The sequence below is a fragment of the Streptomyces sp. NPDC051740 genome (genome assembly GCF_044453165.1).
GTDB classification, from domain to species: domain Bacteria; phylum Actinomycetota; class Actinomycetes; order Streptomycetales; family Streptomycetaceae; genus Streptomyces; species Streptomyces atrovirens.
Genome location: NZ_JBITCL010000001.1, coordinates 119,292 through 137,146 on the forward strand (window position 1 = coordinate 119,292; position 17,855 = coordinate 137,146).

At 73.0% G+C, this 17,855-nt stretch carries 14 protein-coding genes and 1 riboswitch; of the genes, 7 read left to right on the forward strand and 7 right to left on the reverse strand.

Annotation, left to right across the window (positions count from 1 at the left end):
• Positions 1 to 202 precede the first annotated feature (202 nt).
• Positions 203 to 1,462, forward strand: coding sequence for a DegT/DnrJ/EryC1/StrS family aminotransferase (locus ACIA6T_RS00575; protein WP_399444391.1), 1,260 nt, complete (start codon positions 203 to 205; stop codon positions 1,460 to 1,462).
• On the forward strand, positions 1,455 to 4,166 hold the full coding sequence (locus ACIA6T_RS00580) for a lipopolysaccharide biosynthesis protein (protein WP_399444392.1): 2,712 nt from the start codon (positions 1,455 to 1,457) through the stop codon (positions 4,164 to 4,166). The genes ACIA6T_RS00575 and ACIA6T_RS00580 overlap by 8 nt, the downstream gene beginning before the upstream one ends.
• Positions 4,167 to 4,194: 28 nt before the next feature.
• On the opposite strand, the gene ACIA6T_RS00585 is transcribed toward ACIA6T_RS00580, so the two are convergent.
• From ACIA6T_RS00585 to ACIA6T_RS00610, 6 genes are all read right to left on the reverse strand, one after another.
• Positions 4,195 to 5,202: a glycoside hydrolase family 26 protein gene (locus ACIA6T_RS00585; RefSeq protein WP_399444800.1), complete on the reverse strand. Its 1,008-nt coding sequence runs from the start codon at positions 5,200 to 5,202 to the stop codon at positions 4,195 to 4,197.
• Between the two features lie 155 nt (positions 5,203 to 5,357).
• Positions 5,358 to 5,840, reverse strand: a complete 483-nt coding sequence (locus ACIA6T_RS00590; protein ID WP_399444393.1) for a hypothetical protein — start codon at positions 5,838 to 5,840, stop codon at positions 5,358 to 5,360.
• A 25-nt stretch (positions 5,841 to 5,865) separates the two neighbouring features.
• On the reverse strand, positions 5,866 to 7,785 hold the full coding sequence (locus ACIA6T_RS00595; protein WP_399444394.1) for a hypothetical protein: 1,920 nt from the start codon (positions 7,783 to 7,785) through the stop codon (positions 5,866 to 5,868).
• A gap of 140 nt (positions 7,786 to 7,925) precedes the next feature.
• Positions 7,926 to 8,723 carry a polysaccharide deacetylase family protein gene (locus ACIA6T_RS00600; protein WP_399444396.1) on the reverse strand — a complete coding sequence of 266 codons (798 nt, stop codon included), beginning with the start codon at positions 8,721 to 8,723 and terminating at the stop codon, positions 7,926 to 7,928.
• Positions 8,720 to 9,994, reverse strand: coding sequence for a glycosyltransferase (locus ACIA6T_RS00605; RefSeq protein WP_399444397.1), 1,275 nt, complete (start codon positions 9,992 to 9,994; stop codon positions 8,720 to 8,722). Before ACIA6T_RS00605 ends, ACIA6T_RS00600 begins: the two co-directional genes overlap by 4 nt.
• Positions 9,995 to 10,008: 14 nt before the next feature.
• A complete protein-coding gene (locus ACIA6T_RS00610; RefSeq protein WP_399444400.1) occupies positions 10,009 to 11,079 on the reverse strand; it encodes a GNAT family N-acetyltransferase in 1,071 nt (356 codons plus the stop codon).
• Positions 11,080 to 11,311: 232 nt separating this feature from the next.
• On the opposite strand from ACIA6T_RS00610, the gene ACIA6T_RS00615 reads away from it, so the two are divergent.
• Positions 11,312 to 12,184, forward strand: coding sequence for an HAD family hydrolase (locus ACIA6T_RS00615; RefSeq protein WP_399444401.1), 873 nt, complete (start codon positions 11,312 to 11,314; stop codon positions 12,182 to 12,184).
• Here the strand turns inward: ACIA6T_RS00615 and ACIA6T_RS00620 are convergent.
• Complete coding sequence (locus ACIA6T_RS00620) at positions 12,148 to 12,642, reverse strand: transglycosylase SLT domain-containing protein (RefSeq protein ID WP_399444402.1); 495 nt, start codon at positions 12,640 to 12,642, stop codon at positions 12,148 to 12,150. The genes ACIA6T_RS00615 and ACIA6T_RS00620 overlap by 37 nt on opposite strands.
• Before the next feature lie 5 nt (positions 12,643 to 12,647).
• A riboswitch (cyclic di-AMP (ydaO/yuaA leader) is annotated at positions 12,648 to 12,815 on the reverse strand.
• 574 nt (positions 12,816 to 13,389) lie between these two features.
• On the opposite strand from ACIA6T_RS00620, the gene ACIA6T_RS00625 reads away from it, so the two are divergent.
• The 4 genes from ACIA6T_RS00625 (at position 13,390) to ACIA6T_RS00640 (ending at position 17,748) form a co-directional block, all read left to right on the forward strand.
• Complete coding sequence (locus ACIA6T_RS00625) at positions 13,390 to 14,400, forward strand: polyprenyl synthetase family protein (RefSeq protein WP_385045644.1); 1,011 nt, start codon at positions 13,390 to 13,392, stop codon at positions 14,398 to 14,400.
• 241 nt (positions 14,401 to 14,641) lie between these two features.
• Positions 14,642 to 15,874, forward strand: a complete 1,233-nt coding sequence (locus tag ACIA6T_RS00630; RefSeq protein ID WP_399444403.1) for an outer membrane lipoprotein carrier protein LolA — start codon at positions 14,642 to 14,644, stop codon at positions 15,872 to 15,874.
• Positions 15,875 to 15,914: 40 nt separating this feature from the next.
• Positions 15,915 to 16,889, forward strand: a complete 975-nt coding sequence (locus ACIA6T_RS00635) for an ABC transporter ATP-binding protein (RefSeq protein ID WP_399444404.1) — start codon at positions 15,915 to 15,917, stop codon at positions 16,887 to 16,889.
• Complete coding sequence (locus tag ACIA6T_RS00640; protein WP_399444406.1) at positions 16,876 to 17,748, forward strand: ABC transporter permease; 873 nt, start codon at positions 16,876 to 16,878, stop codon at positions 17,746 to 17,748. The genes ACIA6T_RS00635 and ACIA6T_RS00640 overlap by 14 nt, the downstream gene beginning before the upstream one ends.
• Positions 17,749 to 17,855 lie beyond the last annotated feature (107 nt).

Consider the following 17,855-nt stretch of genomic DNA (forward strand, 5'->3'; position numbering starts at 1 on the left):
CCGTGGCCGTGCCACACGTTACGGGTGGGACGGCGGTCTTGGGCAGAGCCGACGTGGTGGCGCACCCCGCTTCCCCTTGCGTACCGGAAGTCATCCACAGAACGGGAGGCAATCTTGACGGAGCGGTGCGAACGGGGCGACTCTGGGCAGGTGCCGGAAGGCCTCGGGGAGGGGGCGTTTCCGAAGGCACACTGGGGGGCGGATGGCCATCGGGGAGGCCGGCCCGCGCTCGGCGCGCTCGGGATCGCAGTCGAAACGGCTGGAAGAGACCATGCGCGGCCGGCTCGGCCGGGAATGCGTGTACGTGCCGTCATGCAGGTTCGGGCTGTTCGTGGCGTTGCGCCACTGGTGCCCGCCGGGCGGCAGGGTGCTGATGTCGCCGGTCAACGACGACGTCATCTTCTTCGTGGTGCTGGCGGCGGGACTAAGGCCGGTGCAGGCGCCGTTGAACCCGTTCGACGGGACCGTCGACATCGACGCCGTGCCCGGGGAGACATGGGGCTCGCTGTCCGCCGTACTGACGACGAACCTGTACGGCAACCCGGACCCGGCGCCGGAACTGCGGGCGCGCTGCGACGCGTCGGGCATTCCGCTGCTCGAGGACGGGGCGCATGCGATCGGCAGCGAGGTCGGCGGGCGGCCGGTCGGGGCCTGGGGCGAGGCCTCCGTCTTCAGCCTCTCCAAACATGCCGGCGCCCAGGCGGGCGGCATCCTCGCGCTCGCCGACCCGAGCCTGGCCGAGGCGATGCGGGCCGCCTGCGACGAGTTGCTCGCCCCGCCCCGGGCGGCGTCCGAACTCGCCTATGTCCTGAGGCCCTACGCCGAGGCGGCCGTACGGGGGCTGGGGCTGCGACGGGCCGCCTGGGCGGTGCTGGGACTGCTGGGGCTGACGGAGCGCGACGGGATCAGGATGCCGTTGCGTCCGGACGCGCTGGCCGCGGCCGTCGGCGCGGCCCCGGACCTGACCGCGCACGACCCCTGGGTCCGCGTCGACATGCACACCTACCGCCTGCGGTCAGGACCGCTGCGGCTGCGGCGGATCCGGCGCAGGCTCGGGCGGCTGGACGAGGTGCTCCAGGCGTGCCGGGACGGCACCGAACTGCTGCTGTCGACCCGGTGGGCCCGGCCGGGGGAGGGGAGCCGGGCGCAGCCGCTGTTCCGGGTGCCGCTGCTGGTGGCGGACCGGGACGCGGCGATCGCGGCACTGGCCCGGCGCGGGATCGTCGTCGGCTACCTCTACGACCCGCCCCTCGACGACTACGCGGGGAAGGCCTTCACGGACCCGTCGCCCGCGCCGGAGGCGGCCCGCTGGTTCGCGCGGCACGCGCTGCCGGTCGACCCGCTGCGGGCGAGGGAGGCCGTCGACGCGCTGGAGCGGTCCGGTGTCCGGCCGGCCGAACCGCCGGAGGACCTGACACGGCCGGGGACACCGGCCGATGGGCCGGGGCCGGCCCGTGACTGACACCCAGGTGCACGAGCCCGCCGCGGCGCGCGCCGACGGCGGGCCCCGGCCCGCCGGGAGCCCGTCCGGCTCCGACTCCCTGTTCAAGAACGCCTACTTCCTGATGCTCAGCACGGGCGTGTCCGCCGTCCTCGGCCTGGGGTTCTGGCTGGTGGCCGCCCGCTACTACTCCGAGGACGCCGTCGGCCAGGGCTCCGCCGCGATCGCCGCGATGCGGCTGCTCGCCGGCATCACCGCGACCACGATGATCGGCGCCGTGGTCCGCTTCGTACCGCGGGCCGGCCGCGAGACCGGACGCCTGGTGTGGGGCGTGTACCTGGCGAGTTCGGTGGTCGTCACCCTGGCCGCGGGCGTCTTCCTGCTCACGCTCGACCAGTGGGGCCCCTCCTACGCACCCCTCGGCACCCCGATGGCCGGGGCGCTGTTCGTCGCGGCGTGCGTGGCGTGGGCGCTGCTCACCCTCCAGGACGGCGTGCTCACGGGGCTGCGCAAGGCCGAGTGGGTACCGGCCGGGAACGCGGTGTTCTCCGTCGGGAAACTGGCCCTGCTGGCCGCCTTCGCGAGCACACTGCCCGTGCTGGGCATCTTCGTGTCCTGGGCCGTGGCCATCGCGTTCTCCACACTGCCGCTCGGCTGGCTGATCTTCCGCCGGCTCATCCCGCGCCAGGCCGCCGCCGACCACGACGTGGAACCGCCCGGCCTGCGCTCCATGGGCCGCTTCCTGGCCGGCGACTCGCTCGGCGCGCTGTTCAGCCTCTCCATGATCAATCTGCTGCCGGTGATGGTCGCGGTCCGCTTCAGCGCGGCGGAGAACGGCTACTTCTACGTGGCGTACACCGTCGGCGGCACGATGGAGTTCATGGCCATCAACATGGCCTCGTCGCTCACCGCCCACGCCTCGCACGATCCGCGTCAGCTCGCCGACGGCGTGCGCGGGGCGCTGCGCAGGATGACGCTGCTGCTGGTGCCGGTGGTCGCGGTGCTGGTCGTCTTCGCGCCCCGGATCCTCACGCCGTTCGACGCGGACTACGCCGAGCACGGCTCGACCGTGCTGCGGCTGCTCGCGCTCGGCGCGCTGCCCCGCGTGGTCGTGGAGCTGTACATCGGGGTGCTGCGGGTGCAGGGGCGCACCGGTGTGCTCGCCGCGCTCCAGGGCGCGATGTGCACGCTGGTGCTGGGCAGCGCGGCCGTGCTGTTCACCCCGGCGGGGATCGCGGGGGCCGGCTGGGCGGTGCTGATCAGCATGACGCTGATCGCGGCCGTCTCGGTGTTCGGGCTGCGTGCGGCGCTGCGCGAGAAGACCGGCGGGCCCGTGGAGCGGTCCGCCGCCGTTCCCGACTACGGCACGCGCTGGGCCCGGCTCAACGCCACCGCCGGGTACGGCACGAACTGGGCGCGCCGGGCGGCGTACGAGCACAAGGACCCGGAGGACGACGAGGAGACCGTCACGCTGTTCACCGGCCGCCCCGGCTACGAACGGGAGGCCCTCCAGGCGGACACGGTGGCGTTCATCGTGCGGCCGCCGGCCCCGGACGAGCGGGGGGACGACGCCGGCGGCGAGGACCGGCCGCCTCACGAGGGGACCGGTATCCGGGGGGAGACGTCGGGGGAGCCGGACCGGGGCGAGGGCCCGGTGGAGGACGGGGAGAACCGCGCGCACCCGGCCGTGTCCTCGGGGGAGAGGCAGGCACCGGCGGAGGCGAGCGGCACGCCCTGGGCCACCGAGGCGCCCCCCAACGCCCCGCCGCGGGCCGGACATCCGAGCCCTGCCGGGCTATCGAGCCCCGCCGGGCCGCTGAACTCCGCCGGGCGGCCGGGCTCTGCTGGGCCGCTGGGCTCCGCTGGGCTATCGAGTCCCGCCGGGCCGCCGAGCCCCGCCGGGTATCTGGACTCCGCTGGGCGGCCGGGCTCCGCCGGGCCGCTGAACTCCGCCGGGCGGCTGGGCTCTGCTGGGCGGCCGGGCTCTGCTGGGCCGCTGGACTCTGCTGGGCTATCGAGTCCCGCCGGGCCGCCGAGCCCCGCCGGGTATCTGGACTCCGTCGGGCCGTCGGTGGCCGGTACCGATCCCGGTCGCCGGATCGCGGGAATTCTCTGGGCCCTGCTCGCGCTCGCGACCCTCGTCTTCTGGTTCTCGATGCGCGGGCTCCCTTGGTCCGACGGCGCGGGCGAGCCCACGGGGCGTCGGATACCGGAAGACCTCCCGCTGTCCGCGTCGGCCGCGGGAGGAGTGCTGCTCCTCGTCTTCGTCGCCTCGGTGACCTTGTTCGGGCGGCCGGTCCCCCGGCTCTCCGGTCTCGCGCTGGGTTCCGCCCTGCTCGCCCTGCACACCGCACCCGTCGCCCTCGGGTGGCGGCCCGAGCCGGTGGACGGGGCGCTGTACACCGACGCGGCCCGCTCCCTCGCGGAGGCGGTGGGGCTCGACGGACCCGGCGCCGTGCTGCGGTGGGCCCCGTTGGTGTTCCAGCCGCTGTGCCTCGTACCGCTGTGGCTGCTGCTCGCACGCGCGGGCGGACGGCTGACGTGGCCGGTCCGCTGGGGCGTGCTGTATCTCGTCGGGGTGGCCGGCTGGGTGTTCCGGGAGGCACTCGCACCGGTCGCGCCGTCCCTGCTGGTCGCGCTCCTGGGACTGCTGCTGCTCAGCCGCGCGGTGCCGGCGGCGCGGCTCGCGCTCCGTGACGGACGGAACGGCCCGCCCGGCCACTGAACGGCCGGGCGGACCGGCCGGGCACCGCTCAACGGGGCGGCACAGGCTGCTGGAAGTACCCGTTCCGCCCCGCTTCCCGGTAGCCCTCCAGCCCCGGACCGGCGTTGACGGTCAGATCGCACTCGGGCTTCTCCGAGGTCGGCCGGTTCCAGTGCACCAGGGCCTTCACCTCCGGAAGCTTCTTCACGGCGCCGGGGATCCCGGCGTACCAGTCGCGCTGGCGCCCCGGGTCGTCGGCGTCGGGCGCGGTGGCGAACTCCGCGAGCATCACGGGCTTGTCATCGGTGACGTTCGCGCGCAGCCATGCGTAGCTGGGCCGCTGGCTGCGCAGGAAGTCCTTCCAGTCGGTGGTGTCGTGGCAGCCGTAGTAGTTGTACTGGTCCATCGCGATCCAGTCGACGTACTCGTCCCCGGGGTAGAGGGCCTTCATCTCCTTCGCGCTGCCGAGGTAACCGGAGACGGTCCACACCCACACGACGTTGTCGGCGCCCAGTTCACGGAACCGGTCGTGGAGATGGCGGTACGCCGCGACGAACTCCGCCGGGGTGCCGGCGCCCTCCTTGATGCGGGCGTCGGTCTCCTGGTCGAAGGAGAAGAAGACCCGTTTGCCGTAGGCCTTGAGGCGCCGGATCTGCGGGTCGATGATCTCCTCGTCGTACTTCCCCGAGGCGATGTTCTTCCAGCCGAGCTGGGTCTCCGTCCAGTTCTCGTGGTGCGGCTCGGTCCAGACGGTGGACTCCCAGGCCAGCATGAGCAGCCGGTCCCTGCCGAGCTCCTGCTCGTCGGGGGTGAGCAGCTGCCCGTCGAGCTCGGTGCCCGACATGTCGTGGTAGTTGTAGACGAGGTCGAGCCTGCGGCCGATCCGCTCCTCGAAACCGAGCACGGCGTCCTTGAGCGAGCCGTTCGCCGCGTACGGCACGTACGCCCCCCACCAGGCGCCGCAGGGCGGAACCAGTGTGCCGGTGGGGGCGCAGGGGCCGGTGGGCAGCTCGCCGGAGGCCGCGTTGCCGGGCAGGCCCCGACCGGAGGGGCCCATGTCATCGGGACGGCCCGCCCAGAATCCGAGCCCGGTCAGCAGTGCGGCGACGGTCACCAGGACGACCGCCGTGCGACCGCGCCTCGCGCGCACCGCCTCCTTCAGCCCGCGCCACCTGGACCGTTCGCGTGGCTCGCGCGGCCGGTGCGGCCCCGTCATGTGCCACCGCCGTCCGCGGGCCTGTGCCTGACGCGCTCCACCGCGCCGCGCCGGGCCGCGGGCAGCGGCAACCCCGGCAGGGCCGCGACGACCGTGGTGAAGACGGCGAGCGAGACGAGGAAAGAGGTCGCCGAGAACCCCTCCACCAGGAACAGCGAGGTGGCGGTGAGCACACCGAGCGACAGACTGATCGGCGCGGCGAGCGCGACGGCCTCCAGCCTGGCGCCGGTGGCCGGCCCGTCCGGCTGCGGATACAGCGCCGCCCAGCCCGGACCGAACAGGGTGAACACCAGCACCGGGATCCAGCGCAGCGGCGAGGGGCCGGGGACGGCGGTGGCGGCCAGCGCGAGCCAGCCCGAGGCGCCTATGAGGACTCTGACGTGCGTCTCGGTCACCCGCGGGCCTCTGAGGCCACGGGCCGCGCCGGTTCCGGAGGAACCCGCGGAGTCGGTGGAGTGCGAGGAGTCGATGCTGCTCATGGGATGGCCTTCGACGTCACTTCGATCACCTTGTGGTCGTTCCTCGGGCGGCCGGACGGTACTCCAGCACGACCCCGTACGCATGGCTTTCGACGGTCCGGAAGAGAGGTGAGGCGGAGAGCTCCGTGCGCAGCGTCTCGAAGCCGCCGGCCGGCAGCAGGCCCTCGCCGGCGGTGTAGATGTCCTGGGTGCGGGTGAGGACGACGTACGTCCGGGTGCCCGGCGGGATCCCGTCGGCGAGGTAGCGGGCCGGGTCCTTCAGCATCCGCTCGTTCTCGGGCAGTTCCTGCTCGGCGAAGAACCAGTGCTCCAGGCGGTCGTACCGGTGCAGCGCCTGCGGGAAGGAACCGCTGGTGGAGAGGATCAGCGAGCCGTCGGGGGCGTTGTCGAGGGCCCGGGTGACCAGTGCGGTCTCCTCGGGCGGTGTGTAGTACATCTTCTCCTTGCCGTAGTACGACGGCAGGAAGCCGGCCAGGAGCACCAGCAGGACGGCCGGCAGGGCGACGGCCGCGGCTTTGCGCCGCAGCACCCTCGCCCGGCCGCCGCGGGTGCCCGCGGCGGCGGGCACGAGCGCGGCGGCGGCGAAGAACGCCGCGCCCGGCAGGCCGAACAGGTAGACGCGGAACAGCATCTCGCCGCCGTAGTCGTTGACGGCGAAGAGCGGAACCGGGGCGGCGGAGACCAGCAGCAGCGGCAGCGCGCCGCGGACCAGCCGGCGCCGCAGCACGAGGGCGGCCCCGGCGAGCGCGGCGACCGCGAGCACCATCAGCACGTTGGCGGTCCCGGCGAGTTCGGGTCCGGGCCCGGTCAGCTCACCCGCGTACCCCGCGCGGGAGTTCTGCGTCAGCTCGCCGATCGACTCCTTGAGGGTGGACAGCGTCTCGACGAACAGCGGCCGCCCCATGGTCAGGTCCCAGGTGAGCATCAGCAGCACGGCGACGGCCAGCAGCCCGTGATTGCGGTAGCGGCGGGTGAGGCTGAGCGCGAACAGGCAGATGCAGAGCATCACCGGGGTGAGCTGGTGCGTGGCGTTGACCGCGGCGATCAGCGGGGCGAGGATCACCACGCAGACCGCGCGCTGCCGGGTGCCCGTGGGCGCCGGCACGCCGGCGGCGGCCGGGTCGAGGACGGTGCGGTCGCGCAGCCGCCCGGCGGAGCCGGGGCGTACGAAGTGCCGCAGCACCACCGCGATGACCGCCAGGTGCAGCAGGTAGGCGAGCCCTTGCGGGGCGAAGTAGTCCTGGCCCACCCAGTTGGCGAGCTGGAAGATCCACACGGCGGTCCACACCAGCCGCCAGTCCTGGCAGAAGGTGCGGTAGATCAGGACGAGCACCGGCATCATCAGCAGGCCGAGGACGATCGGCGCCCAGTTGGCGTACGCGGCGGCGCTCTCCACGCCGAAGGCGCGCACCAGCCCGGCGTCGAGCGTGAAGAAGCCCGGCCACTGGTCGTACGCGGACATGTTGCCCGACAGTGCCGCGCCGGGCCGCAGTTCACCGTTGGCGAGCAGGGTGTCGACGACGGCGTCGTGCTTGGAGGCCCACGGGTAGCGCACGGCGTCGTACAGCATCGCCGGTGGCGCCTTGAGCGCGAACAGCAGCGCGGCGCAGTGCGCGGCCGGCCACCAGGGCGCGGTGCCCGCGCGCCGCAGGCCGATGACGAAGCCGGCGGTGAGGACCAGCAGCGACAGGTAGTAGGAGGCCGGGAGGCGGTCCAGCAGGCCGTAGTCGCCCATCTCCCGGAAGCCGATGCGGGGCAGTGCGTAGAACCACAGTCCGGCGGCGAGCAGCAGCGTCAGCAGCCCGGCGTCGGGCGGACCGCTCGGGACCGGCCAGGATCTGCGGCCACCGCCGGAGTTCCCTCCCGGTTCCGTCGGGCCGGTGGCCGGCTCGGGGCTGGGCAGCGCGCTGCTCTCAGTGGTCGGTACGGGCACATGTCGTGGCACGCCGAGACTCCCCTCCCCCGCGACGAGTATAGGAATTACCTCTGCTTTTCACACCAAAAACGTCTGACTCGCCTGCGAAGCGGCAGCTGTCCGATACCTCCCGCGCGACCCGTCCCGCCGTCACGTCCGCCCGTCCCTCCTCAGCCTGCGAACACGGGCCGGCCGCGCAGGACGGTGCGGGCCCGGCGGTACCACCGCCAGCCGACGGTCCTCGGACCGTCCCGGTACGGGGCGATCCGCGCGCCGTCGCCCGCCAGCCAGGCCTCGACATCGGCGACGGTGTGGCCGCGCCGGACGATCAGACGGGCGATGCGGTAGCGCTCGTCCCGCTCCGAACTGAGCGCGTGCCGCACGGCGGTCGCCGTCCGGTAGCCGGCGCGGGCGGCCATGGCGCGCACCCGGGGGCTGTTGTAGCCGTGCGGATAGGCGAGGTGGGGGACGGGGTGGCCGAGGGCGTCCTCCAGCACGGCCTTGGAGTCCAGCAGTTCGGCGCGCAGCTGCCTGGTGGCCAGGGTGTCGAGCTGGGCGTGGGTGACCGTGTGGCTGCCGATCTCCATGCCGGAACGTTCCAGCTCCACCGCCCGGTCCAGGGTCATCATCGGGGCGGGCGGCAGCAGACTGCTGCCGCCCGGGGCGATGGCGCCGGTGGTGAGGTACGCGGTCGCGGGCAGCGCGCGCCCGGCCAGGGCGTCGGCGGTGGGGCCGGGCAGGTCGGCGAAGCCGTCGTCGAAGGTGAGCAGCACCGGCCGGGGCGGCAAGGGGGCCCGCCCGGCGAGGTGCTCGGCGAGGGTGCTGATGGTGACGGGTGTGCGGCCGCTGTCCACGACGGCGTCGAGGTGGGCCGCGAACTCCTTGGGGGTGACGGTGAACTCGGCGATCCAGTCCGGCGGATCGTCCATCACGGCGTGGTAGAGGAAGACGGGTATGGCCGCGGTCATCCCCTCCCCCTCCCCGGTGCCCGCCGCGCCCGCAGATATCCGAGCGGCCCGTACAGCATTCCCCTGCGCTGCAGCCGCGACAGCCGGCGTGGCCAGGGGTGCGTGCGGGTGTCGTGCGCCCCCGGCGCACCACCGCCGCCGTCCGTGTCGCGCACCTCCGTCAGCGCGCGGGCGTGCGCGAGACCGCGCGGCAGCCGGGCGAGGAACGCCGGTAACAGCGCGGGCCGGCTGACCAGGAGCGCGGTGAGGTAGGCGGTGAGGCCGGCGCCGTAGCCGTACGCCTGGGTCTCCAGGTCGGCCCAGGTCTCCCGGTGGTGGTGCCACACCAGCGCGTACGGCGTGTAGCGCAGCCGGTGCCCCTGGGCGAGGACGCGGACGAACCCGTACAGGTCGTCGCCGCCCTGCGCGGGTGTCCCGGCACCGGTGGCCGGGTCGAAGCCGCCGACGGCACGCAGCACCTCCGTACGGAAGGCCATGTTCGCGCCGGAGCCGAAGCGACCCGCGGTGAAGGGGAACAGCGGCTCGTCGCGGGGCGGGTCGCCGGGGTCGTACGTCGTCGGCGTGAAGCCCTTCGCGAAGCCGCCGTGGCTCTCCAGCAGGACCTGGGCCGGGGTGCGCAGCCGGGCGGGCAGGATCAGGCCGGTGGCGCAGCCGAGCCGGGGGTCGGCGGCGAAGGGGGCGGTCAGTTCGGTGAGCCAGCGGGGATCGGCGACCACGTCGTCGTCGGTGAACGCGATCACCTCGCCCCGCGCCGCCGCCAGCCCCCTGTTGTGCGCGACGGCGAGTCCGGGGACCGGCTCGCACACGTACCGCACCCGCTCGCCGTACTTGCGTTCCACCAGCTCACGGGTCTCGTCGGTCACGGGCGCGTTGTCGACGACGACCACCTCGAACCGCGGGTGCTCCTGCGCGAGCAGCGAGTCCAGCGCCCGCGCGAGCTGTCCGGCCCGCTCCCTGGTGGCCACGACGACCGAGGCGTACGGCGGCTCCCCGCCGCCCGTCACCTCCACGGCCTCCGCCGCCACCGCGGAGGCGGCCTCCGTCAGCACCGCCCGCGGGTCCGCGCCCTCCGGTACCCGTGCCAGCAGGGTCCCCGCCGGGCGGCCCGCCCGTCTGACCAGCAGGAACACCTCACCGTGGGTGATCGGTGGGCTGCCCGGGCCGGGTCTCGGCGCGGCCTCGTCACCGTCCAGGTCGATCTCGGCGACCTGCACCGCGCCGATGGCCAGGAACCGCCGTATCTCCTCCTGCGTACGCGCTCTTCGGGACACCCGTCCTCCCCTCCTCACGACCGGCGCAGCCGTGCCGCGCCCTTCAGGGTCCGCGCCGCCAGCGCCGCCAGGCGCGGACGGGCGCGGACGAAGCCGTGCGCGCGGCGCGCGGGCTCGCGGCTCAGCCGGTGCAGCGCGGCGCCCACGCCCGGACGGGTCACCGCCCCCTCGTAGACGGCGAGTTCGCCGGTCTTCAGCGAGTCCTTGTACTCGGCCGGACCGCGCCCCATGTCGAGCAGGCCGATGCCCTCGGCCGCCGCCGTCTCGGCCATCCGCAGATGCAGCACCAGACCCGGCGAGTACTTCGCGAACTCCGGGTCGTACGCCGGGAACCAGCAGGCCAGGACGGACGCCGAGCGCAGCCCGAAGTGCGCGGCGACGGGGCGGTCCCCGGCGTACAGGACCGACAGCGTGCCCGTGCACTGGGCGGCGCGGGTCTCGGCGAGCCGGCCCACGAGCCGGGCGATCCACTCCTGTGCGAACCGGTCGCGCCGCCCGGTCCTGCGGTACTGCGCCGACTTCCACCCCACCAGCGCGCGCAGCGCGGCCGGGTCGCGCTCGTCGAAGACGAACCGCACGGTCCCGGCCTGGCGGCCCAGCCTGCGCTCCTTGGCCAGCGTGGTCTTCAGGAACTTCGGCGACTGGGCGCGCAGCACCGACTCGTACGTCTCGTAGCCCTTCTCCACGTCGATGACGTAGGTGGCGTGCTCCTCGGCCGCGTACGGCACGAACAGCCGCTGGTCCGCCTCCAGGTTGTCGAAGGCGAAGCTCGACACCGAGCAGCCCCGCAGCAGTTCGTCCGTCTCCAGGGCGACACCGGGGCCCAGGACCGCGCCCTGGCAGTCCGACACCCCGAGCCCGATCGCCCGGCCCTGCCCCAGCACACCCCGCTCGTACGGCAGGAAACCCACCGGCTGAGCGCCCTCGTACAGCACGGCGACCCGGGCCCGCGGACGCACCCGGGCCACGGCGACGCTGAACTCCGGTTCCATGAACGGGTTGCGCGGTGCGTCCGTCGCGGCGCGCAGTTCCCGCCAGCGCTCCCGCTCCCCCTCGCCGAGCTCCCCGGGCCTCAGCACACGCATGCGTCCACTGCTCACCTGACCCCCCGATCAAGTCCCCCCCTGGACCCTTGGAAGGTACCGCCCCGGACCGGGCGGACGGTAGATAGCGGACCATGTTCTTGCCAAACGGGGAAAGAGACCTGAACCGGTCCTTACCCGGCGTCGAGAGAAGTCGAGAGAAGGGAACCGCACTCAAAGCGAGCGCAAACGGGCACGGTGAATCGGACCGTCGGCTTGTCCGTATTCTCTGATCATGGCCGCACCCACCGCGTACTCACTCATCGCCACCGACCTGGACGGGACGCTGCTGCGCGGCGACGACACCCTCTCCGACCGGTCCCTCGCCGCGCTCGCGCGGGCGGAGCGGGCCGGCGCCCGGCACCTCGTGGTGACGGGGCGCCCGGCCCCCAGAGTGCGGCCGCTCCTGGACGACCTGGGCTGCACGGGGCTCGCGGTGTGCGGACAGGGCGCGCAGGTGTACGACGCCGGCGCGCACCGGCTGCTGTGGTCCGTCACGCTGGACCGGGAACTGGCGGAGACCGCGCTCGGCAAGATCGAGGCCGAGGTGGGGGAGGTGTACGCCGCGGTCGACCAGGACGGGGCCGACGGGCTGACGCTGATCGAGCCCGGCTATCTGATGCCGCACCCGACCCTGCCCGCGGTGCGGGTCGAGCGGCGGGCCGAGCTGTGGGACCGGCCGATCAGCAAGGTGCTGCTGCGCCATCCGGACCTGTCCGACGACGCGTTGGCGGCGGCGGCCCGGTCGGTGGTCGGGTCACTGGCCACGGTCACCATGTCGGGGCCGGGCACCGTGGAGCTCCAGCCGTGCGGGGTGACCAAGGCGACCGGGCTGGCGCTGGCCGCCGAGCACCTGGGGGTGAGCCCGGCGCGGACGATCGCCTTCGGCGACATGCCGAACGACGTCCCCATGTTCGCCTGGGCGGCCCACGGCGTCGCCATGGCCAACGCGCATCCCGAACTGAAGGCGGTGGCGGACGAGGTCACCACGTCGAACGAGGACGACGGCGTGGCCGTCGTCCTCGAGCGACTGTTCGGCGGGGCGATGACGCTCGCCCGTCAGCGGGTGGCTCAGTACGCGCCGAAGACGTTGTCGATGGAGCCGTAGCGGTCGGCCGCGTAGTTGCAGGCCGCCGTGATGTTCGCGACCGGGTCGTACGGGTCGAAGGCGGTGCCGGGCACGTGGTAGGCCGCGAAGGTCGGGTCGATGACCTGCAGCAGGCCCTTCGACGGGGTGCCGGCGGCGGCGTTGGAGTCCCAGTTGTTGATGGCGTACGGGTTGCCGGAGGACTCGCGCATGATGTTGCGGTGGATGGCGTCGTAGCTGCCCGGGATGCCCTGCTGCGCCATGATGTCCAGCGACTCGCGGATCCAGCCGTCGAGGTTGTCCGGGTACGCCGTCACGGAGGCGGCGGTCGTCGGCGCCGTCGGCTCGGTGGTGGCCGCGGAGGCGCCGGTCGCGCCGAACAGCGGCAGGGCGACCACGGCGACGCCGGCGCCGGCGACGGCGAGGGAACGGGCGAGGCGGCGGTTGCCGAAGCGGTTGAGCTGACCGAAAGCAGGCATGTCTGGGTTCCTCTCCTACGCCTGCGAGGTGAGCTGTCGGGTTCGGGCGGGAGAGTGCCCGGCCGTGCCCCTGCGGGCATGGCTTCACCCCTAGCCGTCCCGGTGCGAAGTCCGGTGCGGCGGCTTACCTGGGTCCCCCACTCCTGCCGTCTCGAGTTCGTCGTCGGGTGTGATGCGGGCGGCGGCAGGATTAGGCGTCCACCCGGCAGGCCCGGAACGTATGCGAGAGCACATGTCGGGAACAAGCGCGGGCATCACAGAAGGTGCCGTTTGATCTTGTGATGGGGGTTTTGGGACGCTTGATCCTTTGCTGCTGCCAAGGGTCAACTCGGCGCCGGGGAAAGGCGAAAGGCGAGTGGCGACGGGCGATGGGGGCGCCGGGTCGCGCGTGACCCACTTCACTGGGGATTACCTGTGAGCGCATTTTTCGCCAAGGTGAATTAGCTCTTCATTTGCGGCAAATCGGACGCCGGGGCGGGCAGGATGGTTCGCGTGGCGAGGCGGGGCCCGGCAGGCGGGTCCGGAGCCGGGTCGAGGAGTGGATTGCTACGTCCGGGAAAGCCGAAGAATGTCCGTTGTTATCAACCGATCAAAAGCACTCCGTTCCTGATCCCGTACCGCCCTGCCCGTAACGCCGGGCGCTGGCGGTGATCGAAACATGACCGGATACGCTGACTTGAGTGATGGCAGCGACCTATCGACATTCCGTGTAACCGCCAGTGGACACCAGCAGACAGGAGACCCCTCGTGACCGTCGTCGGGCCGTTCGGGCTGAGCGTGCGGGACCAGGCTCTGGAAGCCGATGTCCAGGCCGGAATGACGGCTGTCGAGGAAGGGCTGCTCGAGGCCACCAAGAGTGAGGTCCCCTTCATCACGGGAGCCGCCCAGCACCTGGTGCGGGCCGGCGGCAAGCGGTTCCGTCCGCTGCTCGTGATGCTCGCCGCCCAGTTCGGCGACCCCTACGCGCCCGGCGTCGTGCCCTCGGCCGTGGTCGTGGAGCTCACCCATCTGGCCACGCTGTACCACGACGACGTGATGGACGAGGCCGAGGTGCGGCGCGGCGTCGACAGCGCGAACGCCCGCTGGGGCAACTCCGTCGCGGTCCTCACCGGCGACTTCCTCTTCGCGCGGGCCTCGCACATCCTGGCCGACCTCGGTCCCGAGGCCGTGCGGGTGCAGGCCGAGGCGTTCGAGCGGCTGGTCACCGGGCAGATCCTGGAGACCGCGGGACCGCAGGACGGCCGCGACCCGGTCGACCACTACCTGGACGTGCTCGGCGGCAAGACCGGCTCGCTGGTCGCCGTCGCCTGCCGGTTCGGCGCGATGATGTCCGGCGCCGACGAGACGGTCGTGGACGTGCTGACCCAGTACGGCGAGCGGCTCGGCGTCGCCTTCCAGCTCGCCGACGACGTCCTGGACATCGCCTCCGACTCCCACGAGTCCGGCAAGACCCCCGGTACCGACCTGCGCGAGGGCATCGCCACCCTGCCCGTGCTGCGGCTGCGCGAACGGGCGGCCCGGCTCGGGCTCGCCGACGACATCGCCCTGTGCGAGCTGCTCGACTCCGACCTCACCGACGACGCCCGGCACGCCGAGGCGCTGCGGCTGCTGCGCGCCCACCCCGCGCTGGAGCAGGCCCGCCGGGACACCGTGCGCTACGCCGAGGAGGCGCGCGCGGCGCTCGCCCCGCTGCGGGAGTGCGAGGCGAGGACGGCACTCGTGCAACTGTGCGACGCGGTGGTGCACCGCGCGGGCTGAGCCGGCCCGGACTCCCCCCGACCCCTACGGGGCGGGGGAGGAAACCGCCCTCCGTGTCATACCCCAGCAGTACGTGGAGTTGCGTCCGGGGTCTGACGAATCCGCCTGCCGGATTTGGTCAGATGGACCACGACGGACAACACCACTTCTCACCGATTCGGGTGAGAATGGCGGCTCGGGGTGAGACCGGTGCGAGGTCACGAGACGACAAGCCGCCGCCGACCACGGAGGTAGGGCACACATGGCACCGTACGAATCCGACGACATGACGACCGCGCGGGAGGCCGACGAGCCGCGCACGAGGCGGCGCAGGGCCGCGCGGTACGTCGTCCCGGTCACGGTGATGGGGGTGGCGGCCGCGACCATCGGGCTCGTCCCCGCGATCGCCAGCTCAGGCGACCCCGACCTGCCGGAGATCACCGCCGCGCAGCTCCTGGAGAGGATCGCGCAGTCGGACGTGGAGCAGCTGTCCGGCACCGTGAAGATCACCACGGACCTCGGTCTGCCGGACCTCGGCGGCCTGGAGAACAGCCTCACGTCCGGCGCCATGGGGCAGGGCGAGGACGGCGGCTCCTCGGCCGACCCGTCCACCAGGCTCACCGAACTGGCCTCCGGCACGCACACCCTGCGGATCGCGGCCGACGGCCCGGACCGGCAGAAGGTGTCGCTCCTGGAGAACGCCGCCGAGTACAGCCTGATCCACAACGGCAAGGACGTCTGGGGCTACGACAGCGGCTCCAACGAGGTCTACCACAGCACCGTCGACGCCTCCGGCGAGGACCGGGGGCAGCAGCCCCCGGCCACCCCGGAGGACTTCGCCGAAGAGGCGCTGAAGGCGGTCGACGACACCACGTCCGTGACCGTCGACGGCACCGCCCAGGTGGCCGGCCGGGACGCGTACAAGCTGGTCGTCAAGCCCAGGCAGTCCGGTTCCACGGTCGGCGCGATCAGCATCGCGGTCGACCACGAGACCGGTGTGCCGCTGAAGTTCACGCTCACCCCGTCGAGCGGCGGCGCGGCCGTCGTGGACGTCGGCTTCACCAAGGTGAGCTTCGACAAGCCGGCCGCCTCGACGTTCGACTTCACCCCGCCCAAGGGCGCCGAGGTGACCGAGGACGGCGAACTCGACCGGGGCCGGGAGCACTCAGGGAAGCCGGAGAACGCCCCGAAGTCCGAGGAGGACCTGGCCAAGGGCCTCGACGGGCTGAAGATGCTCGGCGAGGGCTGGAACACCGTCGCCACCTTCGACACCGGTGGCGAGGGCGGCCTGCCCACCGACCTGCCCACCGGCGGGACCGGCGGTGACCTCGACGGCTTCATCGGCTCGCTCGGCGACCAGGTCAAGGGCGGGTTCGGCACCGGCACGGTGTTCAGCACCCGCCTGGTGAACGCCCTGATCACCGAGGACGGCAAGGTCTACGTGGGCACCGTCACCAAGGACGCGCTCGTGAAGGCGGCCGACGCGGGGAAGTAAGGCCCCGGGACCTTACGACGCGACAGGGAACGAGGGAGCGATGGGCGAGGCGTCCGCCGGCGAGCCGGACGGGGTGCACGCGGGTGGGGGAGTCATCACCACCCGCGCGCTCACCAAGCGCTACCGCGGCGGACAGCTCGCCGTCGACGGTCTGCACCTGACCGTCCCGGCGGGCAGCGTCTTCGGCTTCCTCGGCCCCAACGGCTCCGGCAAGACCACCACCATCCGCATGCTGATGGGCCTGATCGAGCCGACCTCCGGCACGGCGCACGTCCTGGGGCGCCCCATGCCGCGCTCCGCGCGCGCCGTGCTGCCCCACGTCGGCGCCCTCATCGAGGGCCCGGCCCTGTACGGCTTCCTCTCCGGCCGCGACAACCTCCTGCGCTACGACGCCGCCGACCCGACCGCCGACCCGCGCACCCGGCGTGCCCGCGTCGCCGCCGCACTGGACCGGGTGGGCCTCGCGGCCGCCGCCGGCAAGAAGGCGAAGGCGTACTCCCTCGGCATGAAGCAGCGCCTCGGCCTCGCGGCCGCCCTGCTCCAGCCGCGCCGGCTGCTCGTCCTGGACGAGCCCACCAACGGCCTCGATCCGCAGGGCATGCGGGAGATCCGCACACTGGTGCGCGAACTGGCCTCGGACGGCACCACCGTCTTCCTCTCCTCCCACCTCCTCGACGAGATCGAGCAGGTGTGCACGCACGCCGCCGTGATGGCCCGGGGCCGGCTGATCACCCAGGGCCCGGTCGCCGACCTGGCCGCGGGCGCCCGGGGCCGGCTGGTGGTGACCACACCCGACCCGGCGGACGCCGCCCGGGTGCTCAAGGAGCAGGGGGTCGCCGATGTCGTCGTGGCCGGGGAGCAGGTCACCGGCGAGGTACCCGAGCGCGACCTCGCCGAGGTGAACGCGGCGCTGGTGACGGCAGACGTCCGGGTACGCGGCTTCGGGGTCGAACGGGCCTCGCTGGAGGACGCGTTCGTGGCGCTGACCGGGGAGGGATTCGATGTCGCGGGCTGAAGCGGTGCGTGAGGTGAACCCGCTGTGGACCCTCGGACTGTTCCGCAGCGAGCTGCTCACCACCTTCCGGCGCTGGCGCACCCTCGCCCTGCTCGGGGTGCTGGCCGCCGTACCGGTCCTGGTCGGCATCGCCGTACGGATCGAGACCGGCGACGGCTCGTCGGCCGGTGGCGGGGGCGGCGGGGGAGGACCGGCGTTCATCTCGCAGATCACCAACAACGGCCTGTTCCTGGTCTTCACCGCGCTCGCCGCCACCCTGCCGTTCTTCCTGCCCATGGCGATCGGGGTCGTCGCGGGCGACGCCGTCGCCGGCGAGGCGAACGCCGGCACCCTGCGCTACCTCCTGGTCGCCCCCGCCGGGCGGACCCGCCTGCTGCTCACCAAGTACGCGACGGTCATGGCCTTCTGTCTGGTCGCCACCCTCGTGGTCGCCGTCTCGGCGCTGATCACCGGCGCGCTGCTGTTCCCGCTGGGCGACCTCACGACCATCTCGGGCACCCGGATCAGCTTCTCCGAGGGGCTGGCCAGAGCGCTGCTGATCGCCCTGGTCGTCGCCGTGTCACTGATCGGGGTGGCGGCGCTCGGCCTGTTCGTCTCGACGCTGACCAACAGCGGCATCGCGGCGATGGCGACCACGGTCGGGCTGCTGATCACGGTCCAGATCGTCGACCAGATCCCCCAGCTGCACGCCCTGCACCCCTACCTCTTCTCCCACTACTGGCTGTCCTTCGCCGACCTGATGCGCGAACCGGTCTACTGGGACGACCTGATGAGGAACCTCGGCCTCCAGGCCCTCTACACGGCCGTGTTCGGCTCGGCGGCGTGGGCGAGGTTCACGGCGAAGGACATCAACGCGTAGGAAATGCGGTGGCGGGGGCCGGCCGGGGCGTGTGACGGTTCGGGCCATGGGCACCTCACGGGCGTACCCCGTCCTGCGGACCACCGGCGTGGCCGAGGAACAGCTCG

Coding starts and splice junctions, on each gene's coding strand:
- ACIA6T_RS00575 (WP_399444391.1), top strand. CDS start 203: ATGGCCATCGGGGAGGCCGGCCCGCGCTCGGCGCGCTCGGGATCGCAG.
- ACIA6T_RS00585 (WP_399444800.1), bottom strand. CDS start 5,202: ATGGGCCCCTCCGGTCGGGGCCTGCCCGGCAACGCGGCCTCCGGCGAG.
- ACIA6T_RS00590 (WP_399444393.1), bottom strand. CDS start 5,840: ATGAGCAGCATCGACTCCTCGCACTCCACCGACTCCGCGGGTTCCTCC.
- ACIA6T_RS00600 (WP_399444396.1), bottom strand. CDS start 8,723: ATGACCGCGGCCATACCCGTCTTCCTCTACCACGCCGTGATGGACGAT.
- ACIA6T_RS00610 (WP_399444400.1), bottom strand. CDS start 11,079: ATGCGTGTGCTGAGGCCCGGGGAGCTCGGCGAGGGGGAGCGGGAGCGC.
- ACIA6T_RS00615 (WP_399444401.1), top strand. CDS start 11,312: ATGGCCGCACCCACCGCGTACTCACTCATCGCCACCGACCTGGACGGG.
- ACIA6T_RS00620 (WP_399444402.1), bottom strand. CDS start 12,642: ATGCCTGCTTTCGGTCAGCTCAACCGCTTCGGCAACCGCCGCCTCGCC.
- ACIA6T_RS00630 (WP_399444403.1), top strand. CDS start 14,642: ATGGCACCGTACGAATCCGACGACATGACGACCGCGCGGGAGGCCGAC.
- ACIA6T_RS00635 (WP_399444404.1), top strand. CDS start 15,915: ATGGGCGAGGCGTCCGCCGGCGAGCCGGACGGGGTGCACGCGGGTGGG.
- ACIA6T_RS00640 (WP_399444406.1), top strand. CDS start 16,876: ATGTCGCGGGCTGAAGCGGTGCGTGAGGTGAACCCGCTGTGGACCCTC.